Annotated in this window: 13 protein-coding genes; 2 read left to right on the forward strand and 11 right to left on the reverse strand. The window is 47.9% G+C overall.

Annotated elements, in window-relative coordinates; all coding sequences use genetic code 11:
* Positions 1-482: 482 nt before the first annotated feature.
* Entirely contained in the window at positions 483-2,003 is a 1,521-nt protein-coding gene (locus tag F1593_RS24740) for an alpha,alpha-trehalose-phosphate synthase (UDP-forming) (protein ID WP_149404234.1), read from the reverse strand.
* Positions 2,004-2,299: 296 nt separating this feature from the next.
* Between F1593_RS24740 and F1593_RS24745 the strand changes: the two genes are divergently transcribed.
* The gene (locus F1593_RS24745; protein WP_172632429.1) at positions 2,300-4,006 is read left to right on the forward strand and encodes a Na+/H+ antiporter; all 1,707 of its coding nucleotides are present in this window, start codon (positions 2,300-2,302) and stop codon (positions 4,004-4,006) included.
* A gap of 18 nt (positions 4,007-4,024) precedes the next feature.
* Here F1593_RS24745 and F1593_RS24750 read toward each other — a convergent pair whose 3' ends face one another.
* From F1593_RS24750 to F1593_RS24785, 8 genes are all read right to left on the reverse strand, one after another.
* Positions 4,025-4,417 (reverse strand): hypothetical protein, encoded by a 393-nt coding sequence (locus F1593_RS24750; RefSeq protein WP_149404236.1) that lies wholly within the window; start codon positions 4,415-4,417, stop codon positions 4,025-4,027.
* A gap of 340 nt (positions 4,418-4,757) precedes the next feature.
* Complete coding sequence (locus F1593_RS24755) at positions 4,758-5,261, reverse strand: RNHCP domain-containing protein (protein WP_216368981.1); 504 nt, start codon at positions 5,259-5,261, stop codon at positions 4,758-4,760.
* 697 nt (positions 5,262-5,958) lie between these two features.
* Complete coding sequence (locus F1593_RS24760; protein WP_149404237.1) at positions 5,959-7,497, reverse strand: choice-of-anchor J domain-containing protein; 1,539 nt, start codon at positions 7,495-7,497, stop codon at positions 5,959-5,961.
* 695 nt (positions 7,498-8,192) lie between these two features.
* Positions 8,193-9,836, reverse strand: a complete 1,644-nt coding sequence (locus tag F1593_RS24765; RefSeq protein ID WP_149404238.1) for a peptide ABC transporter substrate-binding protein — start codon at positions 9,834-9,836, stop codon at positions 8,193-8,195.
* Positions 9,837-10,159: 323 nt separating this feature from the next.
* Entirely contained in the window at positions 10,160-10,825 is a 666-nt protein-coding gene (locus F1593_RS24770) for a methionine ABC transporter permease (RefSeq protein WP_149404239.1), read from the reverse strand.
* A complete protein-coding gene (locus F1593_RS24775) occupies positions 10,825-11,805 on the reverse strand; it encodes a methionine ABC transporter ATP-binding protein (protein WP_149404240.1) in 981 nt (326 codons plus the stop codon). Before F1593_RS24775 ends, F1593_RS24770 begins: the two co-directional genes overlap by 1 nt.
* 220 nt (positions 11,806-12,025) lie before the next feature.
* Complete coding sequence (locus tag F1593_RS24780) at positions 12,026-12,862, reverse strand: MetQ/NlpA family ABC transporter substrate-binding protein (protein ID WP_149404241.1); 837 nt, start codon at positions 12,860-12,862, stop codon at positions 12,026-12,028.
* Positions 12,863-13,377: 515 nt separating this feature from the next.
* A complete protein-coding gene (locus F1593_RS24785; RefSeq protein ID WP_149404242.1) occupies positions 13,378-14,736 on the reverse strand; it encodes a M20/M25/M40 family metallo-hydrolase in 1,359 nt (452 codons plus the stop codon).
* A gap of 331 nt (positions 14,737-15,067) precedes the next feature.
* Between F1593_RS24785 and F1593_RS24790 the strand changes: the two genes are divergently transcribed.
* Positions 15,068-15,895, forward strand: a complete 828-nt coding sequence (locus F1593_RS24790; protein ID WP_149404243.1) for a glycosyltransferase family 2 protein — start codon at positions 15,068-15,070, stop codon at positions 15,893-15,895.
* Positions 15,896-15,921: 26 nt separating this feature from the next.
* On the opposite strand, the gene F1593_RS24795 is transcribed toward F1593_RS24790, so the two are convergent.
* Together F1593_RS24795 and F1593_RS24800 are read right to left on the reverse strand one after the other, a co-directional pair.
* Complete coding sequence (locus tag F1593_RS24795; protein ID WP_216368982.1) at positions 15,922-16,572, reverse strand: HNH endonuclease; 651 nt, start codon at positions 16,570-16,572, stop codon at positions 15,922-15,924.
* 115 nt (positions 16,573-16,687) lie between these two features.
* The gene (locus F1593_RS24800; RefSeq protein ID WP_149404244.1) at positions 16,688-17,035 is read right to left on the reverse strand and encodes a hypothetical protein; all 348 of its coding nucleotides are present in this window, start codon (positions 17,033-17,035) and stop codon (positions 16,688-16,690) included.
* Positions 17,036-17,463 lie beyond the last annotated feature (428 nt).

Raw genomic sequence — 17,463 nt, forward strand, 5'->3', positions numbered from 1 at the left:
TGGTGCAGGAAAGGTGCTGTGCACCTTTCCTGCACCACACACTAAAAAGATGTTTGAGCACCGTAGGTGCGAAAACTCATGCACAGAGATGGTGGAGAGCATGGGAGTCCGACACTCTCTCAATGTATTGAGTACATGGTGATGGGAGGGCTGTGCTATATACAATAAGCTATTAACATGTACAATAGGAAAGAAGATCAATTGAAGAGATCGAGGTTATGCGTCCAAATTAATGCTTTATATGGTGAACATACGTAGGAAGTAGAGGATGACAGAGGCACATCCCTGGCGCTCATCCAATGCCAGAGGCTCTGGGACGATGATATGGCGGTCTCTATTGGGTTGTGAAATCCCTTACAGGTACAGGCGCTACGTGGGCTTGTAAATGGTTCCTTGGACGCAAGGTGAGGACAGTAGCAGGCGTGGCCTGACACTATCCTCAACTGAATTACAGTGGATCTTGTCGCTATCGTTTCTTATCTTTAACGACCCAGCAGGAGATCATTGATGTCATTGACCTGAAGTAGAATCCAGTTGTGCAGATTATGATGCTCGACCTCCTGCCGGGCCTGCTCGGCCAGGACTTTGCGTTCGGCATGCGGCAAGGTCAGAGCATTATAAAGCGCCTCAGCGGTTTCGACGCGATTGGCAGGCGAGATCACCAGGGAAGAATTCTCTAATTGCTGGAATGCGCCACTGCTGCGTGATAATACCAGCACGCCATCCACTTTGTTGACGGCTGGCCCTTCTTTCGCCACCAGATTCATACCATCAATCAAGGAGTTCACCAGGAGTACATCGTAGAACTGTAAGGCTGCCAGAGCGGTGATACGATCATTTTGTACAAATGAAATAATAGGTTTCCATCCTTCGTGCCCATACTTCTGATTGATACTCTCAATCGCTTTCATAGTTTCTTCATGATAACGACGATAGAGTGGCAATGATTGACGAGAAGGGATCAGGAAGGCCAGGAAGATGACTTTCCCACGCAGCTCAGGATGGTCATCCAGCAGTGTTTCATAGGCGTTAAAGCCCTGCACAATATTCTTTGTAGGCTCGATACGATCCACACGCATAATCGTATGCTTGTTTAAAAATTCCTTGATACGCTCTGCTGCTCGTTTACCCGGAGCGCTACGCACCTGCCGACGCTCATCATCAACCGAAATAGAGATAGGATAATCCCGCACAAGCGTTTCATGTCCATTCCAGGTTACCAGCCGTTGCTCATCATCAACCTGGACATCTTCAAGCAAACTTTGCGCCCCTTGCAGAAAATTAGCCGCATCCGAACGTGTCTGAAAACCCAGAATATCATTGCCGAGCAGACCTTGAAAAATTTGCTGTGTGATATCGGTAGGAAGCGAGGAGGCCCAATAGCGTATTTCAGGCCAGGGAATATGAATAAATTGTTGAATCGCGATTGAGGGGTGCTTTTCCCGAATCATATTCGCCGTTAAATAGAGGTGATAATCGTGCAACATTACCAGAGCTTTCCCGCTATCGCGGGCGATTTCTACATTCACCGCATCCGCCAGGGCGCGATTGACCTGAGCATAACCATTATCCCAGGCATCTTGCATCTTTGCAGCGGTAAAAACATCTTCTGCCTGATCAAGCAAATAGTGCTGTGTAAACCAGAGCACGCGGTTACTCATCATATCATAATGCTTATGATAGACAGTCTTCGGCACCTCCACATAGCGCAGGCGGACACGAATGTCGCGAATGGGAGAGGAAATCAAACCATCCTCAGCACTCTTGAGCACGTCCCGATCCCCATCTGTCATCGCCAGGGCTACCCAGGTCGCATTCATATGGCTCAGAGTACCCGTCAAAGCCGTCACCACGCCGCCAGAGCCGCGCCGAGCCTTTACTGTACCATCTTTCGCTTTATCAAATTCAACCGGCCCACGGTTTGTAACGATAATAAGACGATCAGCATCTATAGATAATGTACTGCTTTCCGGAAGCGCTCTCTTTTTGGTGTCAGTAGACATAATCCCCAGCTTCTCCTTCAGAATGGTAATGGCTGTATTTATACAACACGTCTCGTCTACAAAAAATGTGACAGGTTCTACATAAAAGCCACATACAGAGTCCTAGAATAAGATCCAACTGTGAGCAAACAAGCGGCAAGGCATGATACTATAATGATAATGACCTGTCATACCGAAAAAGCGCAACTATGCGCATGCCACCTGATAAGTTCAGCTTAGCAGCCGCAACAAGCCAGTCTGTGGGTAATTGTATACAGATACACTGTTTAACCAATTCAGCGAAAGGTAGAGTTGCAATGCCATTAAATGAGCTTATTCTCTTCTCGATGCTATTGCTACTGTCTACGGTACTACTCGCGACGCTGGCAGACAGGCTCAGAATACCCTATGCGATCTTACTGGTACTGGGTGGGGGCGTATTAGGCTTCATTCCTGGAATTCCACATATCGAACTCGATCCTGAATTGATCCTGCTTTTTTTCTTACCACCGCTCATCTATTCATCGGCCTGGCTCACATCCTGGCATAGGTTTCGTAAGGACTTTGACTTTATTTTACTGCTCGCCATTGGACTGGTGCTGGCGACGATGGTCGCCGTGGCGGTTGTCGCGCATCTCTTTATTCCTCAGATTCCCTGGGCCGTTGCCTTTGTGCTGGGGGCGGTCGTCTCCCCAACCGATACCGTGGCGGCTGGCACCGTAATTAAAGGACAGGGATTGATCCGACGTATCTCCTCGGTCATCGAGAGTGAAAGTCTGGTTAACGACGCCACAGGACTGGTGGCGTATCGCTTCGCGGTTGGAGCGGCTGTGACGGGCTCCTTTTCACTCGTTAATGCCAGTATCCAATTTTTCGTAGTCAGCCTGGGTGGCCTGCTGATCGGCCTCCTCGTAGCACTAATCGCCAGCTTTGTACATAAACAATTGGAAGATAGTACCACCCAGGTCATGGTATCCGTTGCGACAGCCTTTGCCTCCTATATACTGGCTGAAAAAGTGGGAGTATCCGGCGTTCTGGCAGCAGTCACGACCGGACTATATCTTGGTCAGCATGCCGCCACCTTCTATTCTTCCGAGACACGCCTGCAAGCCAATTCCTTCTGGAATGTCCTTACCTTTATGTTCAATAGCTTTATTTTCTTTCTTATTGGATTTCAGATGCAAAACCTCCTGTATCATCTCTCGCGCTATTCACTATCAACCGTCTTTGTATACATCCTGTTGATCAGTATTACGGTAGTGGTTGTACGCATGTTCTGGACCTTCGCCTCGATAGGACTGCTCCATATTTTGCCCGCTTCCAATAAACAACTCGGGCACAACGTAAGCTGGCGCTATGCGGCCGTGATCGGCTGGACCGGCATGCGGGGCGGCGTCTCGTTGGCGTCAGCATTGGCAATTCCAATCATGATAGCCAGTGGTGCTCCCTTTCCAGAACGGGATCTGATTGTCTTCTTGACCTTTGGAGTTATCCTCTTTACTCTGGTCGTGCAGGGATTCAGCCTGGCTCCCTTGATCCGCTGGTTCAAAGTAGATAACGATCCCACGTTACGCGAGGAAACCAGGGATGCCATCATCGCCTCTACACAGGCAGCATTGCAAAAGCTGGATGAGCTTAAAAGTGGGCAGGATGAAACAGGAGAAAGTGATGAGCGACTACAAAAATATATTGAGCGCTTAAAGGCATATTATGAAAAGAAGCTAGCCCTGCTTGAACAAAGCAATGAGGATACCGAAAGCGTGCGCAAAAGGCGGAAAGCGACACAAGATCGTTTCCGCCGTATTCAGCGCGAAATCCATCAAGAAGAGCGTGGCTCCTTGATTGCATTACGTAAGCAAGGTGAAATCGATGATCAGGTCTTTCATACGATTGAACGCGATCTGGATCTTGAGGAGCAACGCCTCTACCAGAGCGAAAATCCACGGCCAGTCCTGGTTATCCCTTCGGTCACACCACCGGCGCATCCAGATCAAGACATCTCTTCATCCCAGGGAAATACATAGATTACATAGATAGCACAACTATTCATGTATGCTAGCAATTTCGCTATGGAATTTTTGCACTTTGAAGGCAAAAACCGTCATCAAACACAGGAGCAAGCTGCCACATGCCTCCTCCCAGAAAGTGCTAATCGCATTCAGGACAGCATCCGTCGCATCCTGAGGCAGCAAATAAGGAGAAGGGTAGGATGAAAAAGGGATGATGACCAGTAAAACACAAAGAAAAGGCAAGGCACTAAGCAATAATTTACTTTTGCTTCGCCAGGGGACCGTGGATTGAAAAGCTTCGAAGGTAAAAAAAAGGGCGCAGAGCAATGCTTCGAATGCACTGATATAGCGCAACCAGGACAGGAGCTGGGCCATTTGAAGAAGATACACAACCAGAACCGAACAGGCTAAAATAAGAAGGATCAAAAAATTATCCTTTTTGAGCATCCTACCGACCTTCCACTGTACGTGTTTGTTAGACATGATATTGGCTTTATTATACACTTTTTTCGTTCTCTTGTGTATCTCTATGCATAACCTGATTCCATTTCACCACCAAACATAATGACCAACAAAACTCACTTTCCTTTACAATCCCTCTTCACCTGACATGGAATAGTCCTACTACAGGCTGGTTAAAAAAAGGATACCAATACAGGCAAGTGTGCAGGAAGACGGTACTGCCCTGCACACTCAATTGTTCTGATTCCAAAAGCAAGCAACGAGCTATCTTACTCGCAGCGCAACTGGATAGCAGTCGGTGGCGCTACCAGTCAGCTTCTTCTACTTCAACCTCTGAATTCACTAGAGATTCCATCTCTTTAGACTCTTCAAAAGATGCTGTTAGAGCGCGCTGGAGGCGCTGTTGCTTGACATCCTGGCTGGTACGCGGCGCGACCAGGGGCAAGGTCAACAACAGATCAAAGTTATCATCACCCGCGATGCGATTAAAACGCTCAAAAGCACAACCCAGGCAGCGATGTACCAGGACATATTCCCCATTGGGACGCTGAAAGTATCCCGAAGGCTCCATCCTCGACCCACATTCGTTCAGGCGATCCCCTTTGCGCTCGTCAACATGGCGTGAAAAGAGACAAAAGGGACAATGGTTGCGATGATGCCCTCCATAGGGCAAAGGTCCAATGAAACGGCGGCAGTTGTTACATTTGAATACATCTGCGGTGGAGCGCTGCTGACGACGTGGACGTTGCATCTTTTGTGTATGGCGTTGCTGAGCAATATAGTTGGTATGTTTGTGCGTAATACGCAATGGTTATCCTCACCTCTTCTATAGATAGATTGATCTTATAAACAGTGTTCTGGCAGGCTACCAGCACCGTTATAACCGCGCTCACAGCACAGCGGACGGCACTGGCGCAGAAGAGGACAAGACGCATTGCAATCAAATTATTTGTACGCAAAAAACACATCCTTTCATAATAAAAGCAAAAAGGCTATAAGATTCCCCTGTAAGGGGGGCACAGCAGGATAACAGGCATAGGTCCTCTCGGGGAGGATTGCATGGGAAATGGTTTGACAAGCGGGGAGGGCTATTGTGGAGGTTCAATGGAAAGCGAAATTACAGCGATTATATATAATCACAACATCTGATAAAACCTGAACAAGTAATATCAAAATCAGACTACAACATGGGTACATACATACATGTGTCTCCCAGGTAGCACTATAGTCGTGACTGTCGCTATTTAGTTAAAAGGATCGCAAACCTGCCACAATAGTAGCATCGAAGGATTTCATAAAATTGGCCTTTCATAGAAGGAATATCTGTAAGGAGTATACAGAACAGTTGTATAAATGTCAAGAAAAATGGAGCTTGAGGGATAAAAAAGCGGGGCCGTCAGGTCGATAGAGAGAAGCAGGCCAGATGTGCTCCTCAACAAGAGCTGGTATAGCTCCGCCATCTGGCCCGCTTGCTTTATAACTTTACGTTGATAAGGATGCTACTTTTACGCGACGTTCAGAGCTACATCATCAAGATAGAATTCTGTAGGCTCCTGTGAATCGGTGGTTGCGACAAAGGCGATCTGAACGGTCTGCCCTTTATAGGCACTGAGATCATAACTCACGCTCTGCCAGCTATCTGCCGTGCTACCATCGGTGATTGTTTGTATAGTTCGCAAGGTACTGCCACTACTATTACGAATACGTACATACAAATAATCATAGGGATGCGAGGTTTCCTGCGTAGTCATATACCAGGCATAGCTTAAATGAGCTGAAGTAATACTGCCAGGGATCGTAACCTGTTGATAGATACTATCACTACAGTTGTTTGCTCCACAGAAATCCGCGCTCTCTGTACCACTATGTGGCATAGATGAGTCGATGATCTCATAGCCGCCACTCGATGATTCAACCCAGGGTGTCGCCCCATTCTCAAATCCCCCGTTGCTGATCAGATTACTTGCGATGGGTGTTGGCGTTACAGTCGGCGTTGAAGTAGGAGTCGCGGTTACAGTCGGCGTTGGCGTTGGATTCGTTGGGGTTGAAGTCGCGGTTACAGTCGGCGTTACAGTGGGTGTGGGAGTTCCCGTTGTGCCACCGCTACCTCCGGCCAACCATTCGGTGGCGTTGGGAAAGAGGATGTTATCCTGGGCGGCGCTGTCGTTCCAGCCATTATAGCAGGTGTTCCCTGAAGAGCAGGTGCCATCATCAATCGCTGAACTGTCTCCCATGGCCGCGACACGGCCACTGCCATAGGTGCTATGCGAGACTTCCACATTCGTCGTGCCAGTATTGGACGCGCTCACCCGATAGATATCCCCTTTCACGCTGGCATTGTCGGTGGGATGAAGCGTCTCAGTGGTACCATTGCGAATAATTGTGCCACTGGCGGTCCCAAACGGGCCTTTGAGCAATGGATCCGAGGCGGCTGAAGGAGTGTCATTGCTGGGATTTTCGCTGGCAATGTTGACGGCGTCAAATTGGATACCAAAGGGATCGCTCTGGATGCCATTATTATTCATGAGATCGTTGAAGATCTTCAATGAATCTGCGCCATCATTGTTGCGATCACTACCAGTATGGTCTGCAATCATAAATAGACCGCCACCGTTTTTGACAAAATTAATAATCGCGGTCTTTTCACTACTTGTGAACAAGGTGTTCGGCTCAGGTAATACCAGAGCACTAAAATGACTTAAATCCAGAGTGTTACTGCTACTCCCATATGTCAAAGTACTGGTGTTAGTTTTCAAGCTATACCGACCAGTCTTCTGGAGCGCTACGCCCCAGGCACTGATACCACCAGTCCAATTGGTTTCGACCTGGGGATTTGCATTTTCTGCTAACGGATCAGGCATGCTGGTGCTGATAATCCAATCTGCATTGCCAGCGGTTTCGGCATGCGCATCGTCAAAGAGAACGTTATAGGTCGCAGCGTGCGCCAGTTGCGGATGAAGATTCTGCAACAGGGCAAATATGCTCATGACGAGCAACAGAGCAATAGCAAGCAAGGGGAGTAGTCGTGGTTGTTTCTGTGTCATAAAACTCCTTTTTAAAGACATAGCACATCCCTGTCACTTTCAGCCGGAACATTCAACAGAATGGGATTCAGTACAGCCGAGAATATAAGCGGAAACACAGCTGCATGATTAGAGCATTATCCCATCGGGGAAAGTCCGCATCCATACGTTGAAGTGGCACTGCATCAAAGTATAGATTAATAAGTGACTTTAACTCTTTAGTAGTATAACATACAGAAAAGCTAAATTGAAACTCACAAACCTACTAAATTGGACGGCACGTTCCTGTTCAGTTTAAAATAGAAATAGCAAAAAAGATTGGACCTACACTATATTTGTAGGTCCAATCTTTTTAAGAGTATATCGGACTCCCATGCTCTCCATGATCTCTATGCATGATTTTTCGCACCTGCGGTGCTCAAAAGAGTTTTAAGTGTGTGGTGCACAATAGGTGCTTCGCACCTATTGTGCACCACACACTTAAAAGGCGTGGGCGTGTCAGCGCCCACCTGTGGGTGAGCCACAAAATCCCATGGTCTTCGCCATCCTGGCGCATGAGTTTTCGCACCGATGGTGCTCAAATAGATTTTTAGTATGTGGTGTAGAAAAGTTCTCCAAACTTTTTCTACACCACATACTAAAAAGGGCGCAGGCGCGCAAGCGCCTGCCTGCAGGTCAAACAGTAAGATCCCGCTGGGGATGGGCAACGTTATGCATTATTTTGTCAGGTAGATATCTGACCAGTCTCCAAAGTAGAATCCACCGCTGCCCAGTTTCAGACCATGGACCTTGTTGGAAACAACCGCAGCCTGCGATTGATGATCAAGTGGCAACCAGCCAACATTATCAATTGCGATCTGCTCGGCCTTGTTATAGAGCGCGATACGCTGCTCGCCAGAGGTCTGCTCTGCCTGCGCGACGGTCTGATCAAAGGCAGCATTGCTCCAACTCCCGTTGTTGTTGGGAGAGGTTGAGAGCAGGCTGAGATCAAGCCATTCGTAGGGATCTGGGAAATAGACGCCCCACTGCGTGAAGCCGAACTGGATGTTGCGTTTGGTTGTGGCTGCATTATAGGAAGTCAATTCCATCCCATTCAGCTTGACATTGATACCCAGTGTATTCTTCCACATTTGCTGTAAAACCTCAGGCAGTGTGGATGGAACCTGGGTAGATGGATAAGAGAATGTGATGGTTGGGATCTTGCTACTGTCAGGATAGGCAGTTTTTAGTAATTCCTTTGCTTTAGCTGGATCATATGGAATGCCGGCATAATCCTGCGCACCATAGGAATCAGGTGGGATGATGGTACTGGCAGGCGTGACAGAGTTATGATAGACCGCCTTTACCAATGCCTGCTTGTCAATCGCCGCAGCAAAAGCCTGGCGAACGGCTGTATTGTTAAAGGGAGCCGTCTTATTGTCGAAGAATAAGAGGTCACTCTCCAGAATCGGCTTGCGCGTAAATCCAGGCATGCTCTGCGCTTGCAACTGATCAATTGCAGAGATGTTGTCAACAAAATCATATTGACCGGCCTGATAGGCTCTGAAACCCGTCGAAACGTCGCGGACAAAGGTCATATCGACCTCTTTGAGCTTCGTTCTGGCCCCATAATAATTGGGATTAGGTACCAGCGTCATCGAGACATTCCGTTGCCAGGACTTAACCATGAAGGGTCCTGTACCGGCTCCATTGCCCACCACATGATTAACCCAATCCGTCTGACCGTACTTCTCAACGAAACTTTGATTGACTGGATAAAAGAGAGAGACGGTCAATAATTGCAGGAAATAAGCGGTCGGACGGACAAGTGTGACCTGGAAGGTATGGTCATCCAACGCCTTCACGCCGCTCAGGGTTGTGGTTTTGCCGGAAAGAACATCGTTGGCACCCATGATAGCCTCTTCTAAGACCGGCGCAATAGGAGATTTCACGGCTGGCAACAAAACACGTGTCCAGGAATAGACATAGGTCTGGGCAGTCACAGGAGTGCCATCAGAGAACTTGATACCGGATTTCAGATGGAAGGTATAGACCTTGTTGTCTTTCGAAATATCCCACGAACTGGCCTGATCGGGCACCGCATGCAGATTACTATCCGCGCGCACCAGTCCACTAAAGATCATCGAAATGGCTTCATTGGAATTGGCATCTGGCCCACTGGCCGGATCAAGCTTGCCAATATCGGCGGTCCCGACATTAGGATAGCGTAAAACCTGCTTATCAGCCAGGGTTGTACTACTATTTGAGTCTGATGAAGAGGTACTTCCACTCCCTGTGCTGCCACAAGCTGTCAACAGAACAACAAGGGCAACCAGAAGGATCAGCAACCATGAACGAGGATTCTTTGGCACTGCAAACATAAAGTAGACTCTCTTTCTCTACATAAAAATAAATAAGTTACAGATAAACCACAGCGCTCACAAAGTGTTTGATACCCATGATCCTCGCTATCCTGGTGCATGAGTTTTCGCGCCGACGCGCCTGCCAACAAGTGAGCAGTAAGATCTCGGTGGGATTGGGCATCAAATACTTTGTTAAAACAGAATTATAAGCGCTAAAAATCGGGTTATCTTTATCACGTAATGGTCCCGCCTTTAGACGTATGCGTATTCACAAAAGCGCTGGAGATGCGAAAAGCGTCAGAAAGTCGGGAAAACATAAAAAAGGTAAGACAAAGAAGGCATTAATGGCGGGCGATTTTGGCTGCGCCCCAGCTACCGGCGAATTGAATAATCTGGACAATTACAACCAGCAGGACAACTGTGACAACCATCACACCTGTATCAAAACGCTCATAGCCATATTGGATCGCCAGATCCCCAAGACCGCCCGCGCCGACTGCGCCAGCAATGGCCGAATAGCCAATCAAGCTGATAATGGTCACGGCCACGCCCAGGATCAAGGATGGTAAGGCTTCGGGCACCAGCACTTTGACAATTATCTGCCAACCATTGCAACCCATGGCCCTGGCAGCCTCAACGACACCATTATCCACCTCACGCAACGAACTTTCAGCCAGGCGCGCAAAAAATGGGATTGCCGCAATCGTCAGAGGTACAATCGCCGCCGTCGTCCCAATCGTTGTCCCGACCAGCAAACGAGTAAACGGCGTAATCGCCACCAGCAGAATAATAAAGGGTAGTGAGCGACCAACGTTGACAATGAAGCCAAGAATCGCATGCAGCCAACGCACTTCTACCAATCCATCGCGGTCAGTGATGACTAGCAGGATACCCAGGAGTAAACCACCAATAATTGTAAAAATGGTTGAGATCACGACCATTTGCGCGGTATCCTGGGTAGCTTGCCAGAGATCCGGCAATAATGCAGACCAATAAGACCAATCCATCAGCGATTTACCTCCACACGCAATCCAAGCTTTTTCAAATAGTCGATAGCCGCCTCGATCTGACCGCCGACTAACTCGACCTGTAATTGACCCAGACGCAAGTCGCCAAAATTCTCAATATTGCCGCTCAGGATATTGACATTGATATCAAAATTGCGAATCAGATTTGAGAGGATTGGCTCATCCGTCGCATCACCAGTAAAAGAGATGGTCACAACTGTCGCTCCAGCCCTTGGGCGATAGCTCTCAGGATGGGGAAAGAGGGTTTGCGCCAGCCTTGAATCGGGTTGAGCAGCCAACGCACTTACCCTCCCCTGCTCGATCAATTTGCCAGCTTCCAGTATTGCTACCTGATGGCAGATCTGTTTCACCACATCCATCTGATGGGTAATCAAAAGGATTGTGAGCCCCATCGTGCGGTTCAGGTCACGCAACAATTCGAGGATGGAAAGGGTCGTTTGGGGATCAAGGGCCGAGGTAGCCTCATCAGACAACAAGACATCCGGTTTCGCAGCCAGAGCTCTGGCGATACCAACACGTTGCTTCTGCCCACCAGAAAGCTGGGCAGGATACGCCCTGGCCCGTCCATCGAGTCCGACTAACTCTAGCAATTCACCCACACGCGCCTGACGCGCCGAGCGGCTATAGCCCATCACTTCCAGCGGAAAAGCCACATTATCAGCCACCGTACGAGAATTCAGCAGGTTGAAATGTTGAAAGATCATCCCGATACGCTGACGTTCCTTACGGAGCGCCAATCCCTTTAGCGCCGTAATCTCTTGCTCTTTAATATGGATAGAACCAGAGGTCGGGCGCTCAAGAAGATTAATGCAGCGGATCAGGGTACTTTTGCCCGCGCCGCTCTGGCCCAGCACGCCAAAAATTTCTCCCTGTGGAACGTTAAAACTGACAGTATCGAGCGCCACAATCGTCTTCTCTTTTTGACCATATATCTTGCTCAAATTTGTAATCGTTATCATCGCATATCCTATGCATCCCAGCGCTAGCAGCAGAAGCAGGATTGATAAGGGCAGCCGCCCTTTTCAATCCCTTCCCACTGCTACTCACCGGTTAAAAAACTAAGAAAAGCCTCTTTTATTCAGCCCCATGCAGCGCAAGAGCAAAACAAAAGAGGCTCTACATGTGCCATCCCTGTCCCAGGATGATGTCAACAGGGACAGGAAGCTGCGATCTGGACGCTTAGAAAGCGGGGATCACCGAGCCATGATACTTATTAATGATGAATTGTTTGACTTCGGGAGAATTCAGCAATTGAGCGAGCTTTTTGATCGCGGGATCATTCTCGTGGCCTTTGAGTACTGCCAGCACGTTTGCATAAGGATTATTCTTGGCTGATTCGAGTGCCAGCGCATCTTTGCTGGGCGTCAGACCAATCTGCAAGGCATAGTTGCCATTGATCACCGAGAGGGTTGTATCATCCAATGAGCGCGGCAATTGAGCCGATTCCAATTCTTTAAATTGCAGATTCTTGGGATTGTTTGCAATATCATGCACCGTTGCTGAGGTACCTACACCCGCTTTTAAGGTGATCAGGCCGTTGTCAGCCAACAATTTCAAGGCACGACCAGTATTCGTGACATCATTAGGAATAGCAACAACTGCGCCATTGGAAACTTCGCTAAAGGATTTCACTTTATGTGAATAGACACCCAGTGGCTCAATGTGTACTTTCGTAACTGCCACCATATTCATGTTATGCTGCTTATTGAAATCTTCCATATAAGGAACATGCTGGAAATAGTTGGCATCGATAGAGCCATCCTGAAGGGAGGTATTGGGCTGCACATAATCATTAAAAGAGACAATCTTGATCTTAATTCCCTCTTTGGCAGCCAGGTGGTCATTGATATATTGGAGAATTTCCGCATGAGGAACAGGTACGGCACCAACTTTGATAGTGGTCACTCCGTTCGAAGTGGAAGTGCTACTACTCTGACTCGCGCTTCCACCGCAGGCAGCCAGTACGGTCATCAAAAGTGCGCCGAGGAGCACAAACTTTAACTTGCTTAAACGCATGCTAATAAGGGTCCCTTCTACATACAAAGTATCGTTGATTTTTCTCTGCTAAACCTGCCATGTAGAAGGTACATCGTATACAGGAGGGCAGTCAAAGCCTCTCTCTATGAGATTTCAACTGCATTATTCATCAACATTGAGGAATAGAATAGAACATCATTGATAATACCGGGAACAAAACGCTTGCTTTGCTTTTTGAAAGCTACTAGAAAATAAACACTAGCAATCCATCAACATCCACATAGTCAAGGTCAAATGCTACCCACATACAATGTAACCGTCATCATCTGACAGGATCATATTTACATACACAATCTCGATCTTCAGGATCGATTCTTGTGTGCGCATTCTTCTATAGATTAATCATAACAAACTTGATAAATTTTGTCAACATACGTAGTAGCAGCATGCTATGTATATTTTGACTACTTGTCAGCAAGCAGACAAAAATAGATAGATGTCGGTAAGAAAAACAAAAACAGAATTCCCTCAAAGCGTGGATATCCGACCCGACCTCAACGACTCAGTTGCAGGATCGTGTCATGGAGTACACGCAGGCCAAATCCCATATTAGCAAACGAGATGCGTTCATCATGATTATGAGCCAACTGCTGGGGCAATGGACATCCCGGCTCAGACATCATGGGATCAAAGCCATAGGGAATTATGCCGAGCGGAGCCAGAAAACGCGAGTCGCTGACAGCTGGAAACATATAGGGTGCAACGATGGCACCTGGATCATGCTGCGCGATGGCGGCTTCGAGGGCTGCAAACATGGATGTATCGGACGGACATTCATAACCGCTTGAATTGAGATCAACATCGACTTCAACATTCGGATCGGCGATCCGTTGCTGGATTTCACGCAAGAATGACCGGGCAGTCTGCCCCGGTACAATGCGTCCATCCAGGTGGGCAAAGGCTTCGCTTGGTATCACATTTAGAGTATCGCCACCGCGCAACAACGTCGGCGAGACAGTATTGTGCAGGACCGCTCGTAAGACATGGGTAATCTCATCTTCGGACAACATATTCAGCGCCATGCCAGAACTCAATGGATGAAGTGTCTGGCGAAATAACAATTGTTTAGAGCGCGGCTGATTCAGCGCCAATTTATCAACGAAGCGCTGAACCGTTGGGGTCACATGCAGCGGTAAGGATGCAGCCGAGAGTCGATAAATAGCACGAGCCAGATGCGCCACTGCATTTTCGGAATGAGGAAAGGCCCCATGGCCGGGTTTGCCCACCGCCCGCAATGTCACCTGCGCAGAGCCTTTCTGGGCCGTTTCACAGACGTAGACGCGTTGTGAACCACATTGGAACGCATAGCCACCGCCTTCATTCAGAGCGAATTCCGCCTCCAACAATTCTGGAGCATGCTTAATGATCCACGCCATCCCAAATTCGCTCATGCACTCCTCATCCGCCACGGCCAGCAAGACAAGATCACGATCCAATTCTTTTCTGGTGGCCTGCGCTTGCCGCGCAAAGTGGAGCAACAAAGTCAATTGCTTCGCCGTCATATCCTTCATATCGACCGCTCCACGACCATAGATATAGCCATCGTGGATCTCGCCGCCAAAAGGATCAACGCTCCAATAGGGCCTCTCGACCGGCACTACATCGAGATGCGACAGCAACAACAGAGGACGCTGCTTCCCATTTCCGCGTAAACGCGCCCACAGATTAGGGCGTCCCGACCCTGGCTCCAGAATACGAATCTCAATGCCCGCTTCAATTGCTAACTGCTCGCAAAGATACTGAACAGCGGGACCTTCCTGAGCCGTCGTGTCAATACGTAAGAGGGCCTGCAAATGTCGCACCGACTCGTCAGTCAATGCATCCCAGTTTAAGGTATGATCCAAAGTTGCCATACTTGTGCTACACTCTCCCAGAACAAGAATATTCCCATTATAGACACAAGCCCGACCATCTGACAATAGACATCCAGGCACATGTAAAACTTTCTATAGCAGATAGTTACCACACTTACACTTTTTAAGCAGCATATCTGACTACTATTTGCATATTTGACAGAATTATGCAGTAACTTTATAATGAGAAAAAGAGAAGCAAGCAATGCAAGACACCCAACAAAACCTTTGCCTCAGCCAAACAGAAAACCTGCGGCCTATCTAAGCTGAATGAAAGGATATACGCCTTGTTGCTCAATTCTCGTAACCACTACTATAGGAAAGAGATGGGATGGAAGGGATGGAGCAACCGCTTGTTTCATGCATCATGCCGACCAGGAATCGCCGCCACTTTGTCGAGCAAGCATTGCGCTACTTTGAACAGCAGGATTATCCCAATAAAGAACTGATCATTGTCGATGACGGGGATGATCTGGTGGTTGATCTTGTCTCACAGCGACCAAATGTACGCTACTTCGCCCCCCAGTATATCCATAGCGTCGGAGCTAAACGCAACTTCGCCTGTGAGGTCGCACGGGGAGAAATCATTTGCCATTGGGACGATGATGATTGGTACTCTGCTTCCCGCCTCTCCTACCAGGTCGCCCCTTTTCTTACCAGAAACGCCGATATTACAGGGCTTCACCTGCACTCGGTCTTCGATCTCCAACATATGCAAGGCTGGCGCTGTGAGGATGCGCATGCGTTGACACCCGGCGTTGAGGGCATGCACTATGGAACAATGCTCTATCGCAAACACCTCTGGATGACACGCTCGCGTTTTCATGATAGCCCCAAAGGGGATGATGGTTCAGGCTTTGTACGGCGATTACTGAATCAAGGAGCCAGGGCATATACATTGCCATGTATCGAGCATCAGGTCTATGTACGCCATGGAAGCAATATCTGGAAATATCAGCCCGGCACTACGATCAACCATGAAAGGTGGCAGCCAATCAAGCCAGAACAATGTTTTAACTCGCAGGATCTAGAATTTTATAGGAACATTCATTTCCAACTCAAGCAACCTGCTATCGTGAATGCTGCCCTATTCCGCAAGCATATCGGCAAATCTCTGGCCCGTCGGCTCACGCCACTCTTCTTTTGTTTGAAACGCTAATCTCACAGCTTGTTTTTAGAAAGCGCTTAGTGCATGTTCTTATAAACAGTCAGCCAATCGTTGGCGATCTCGCCCTGCGCCGTCTTCAAGCTTATTTTGCCGCTACAGACCTGATCATGTAAATAGTTTTCTACCTGATCCTTTTGATGAAATCCTGGTGTCGGCGAAGCAGCTTCAGGCCAGAGATTGGCAATGTCATTGGAACCACCCAACTCCAGGCTGATCAGATGGTCTACCTCATATTGCCCGGTGGTATGATGCATGATGCCATATTCTCGATAAACCTCGGTCTTCTCGCTGGTTGGGACGTTACGTACTGAACTGGAGTAGCCCGATACACATATCTGGGCTTTCGTGGCGTTGGGAAAAATCGCGCCCGGTGTACATTGCTTATCTTGATACGCCCCTTGTATCTGGCAACCGGACGTTTTTGTCCGCTGACCAATGGTTGTCGATGATGAGCCACCAGATGAACCGCTCCCATTGGATGAGGTATTGCCGCCAGTCGGAGTGCCATCACCCAAAAAAGATGATCCATTGCCTGATTTCGAACTCGAACCACCATTACCCACCGTAACAGTACAACCAGCCAGAACGAAAGTTAAAAGCAACAGGCTTAGTATCATCCCAAATTTCTTTTGCCTCTTCATGGTCTTCATGGTCTTCATAGTTTTCATAAAAGTCCCTCTTCCCTGGTATAGAGATATAAGTGCTGCCAGTAATAAAACGGGCCTATATATCTAACGTTTGAAGAGGTTATTTAGAGGCAGCTTTCTCACTTTCCTGACAGATCTACCCTTTCAGCAAACCATGCACTCCATCCCCATGGCACTTATTTTGACCAATGAATGCAAAATGAGAGCTACGCGTCGAGATACTGGCACTCACCAGAGTGAATGGCTCGTCATGGGGCAGGCCCAATAAGACCGCTGGCGACGCAACTACGGAAAACCCATTTTTCGCAATAACCGGGAGGATGTTCAATACCGCTTGTGCATACGCCAATATTCTCGATGCAGCAGTTGGTGGCGGAGCCAACGTAACAGCGACGAATAAGACGGCGATCAACAGATAAGCCGTGTAGAAAATCCAGACACCCGGAGAGGATAGATCGTTGATAAAACCGTATGTTGCTCGCAAGATGATTTTCCCTTCCACTTCGGCATCCAACTTCAGACACAGGGAGTATAGCACGAAAACATTAGCCATGCAAGAGGTTTAGCAACTGTTTTTCATACATCAAAATAATTGGATACAAACACACTGATTGATATATTTTTATTTATGAATATAAGCTGATAAGCAGAGAAGCAGTTAAACGCGTATATTTCTGTGGAAGCGCAAGACATAAGTGTCTGAGTTCTGTTGGTCGTTTCTGTCATTTTTTGAAATTTTATGCGAATTCGTATTATTCGTATTTCGAATTTCGTTTACGAAATTAATATTATGAGTCATCCCGGATTTTTGGAGAACCCGTAAAACCTCCAATCAATGAGATGAAGGAATTCCAGGAATTGCAGGCACTAGGCAAAAATGGCCTCCTGGTCTACACTGTTGGTGATTAAAAT

Source organism: Dictyobacter arantiisoli, assembly GCF_008326305.1.
GTDB lineage: Bacteria > Chloroflexota > Ktedonobacteria > Ktedonobacterales > Ktedonobacteraceae > Dictyobacter > Dictyobacter arantiisoli.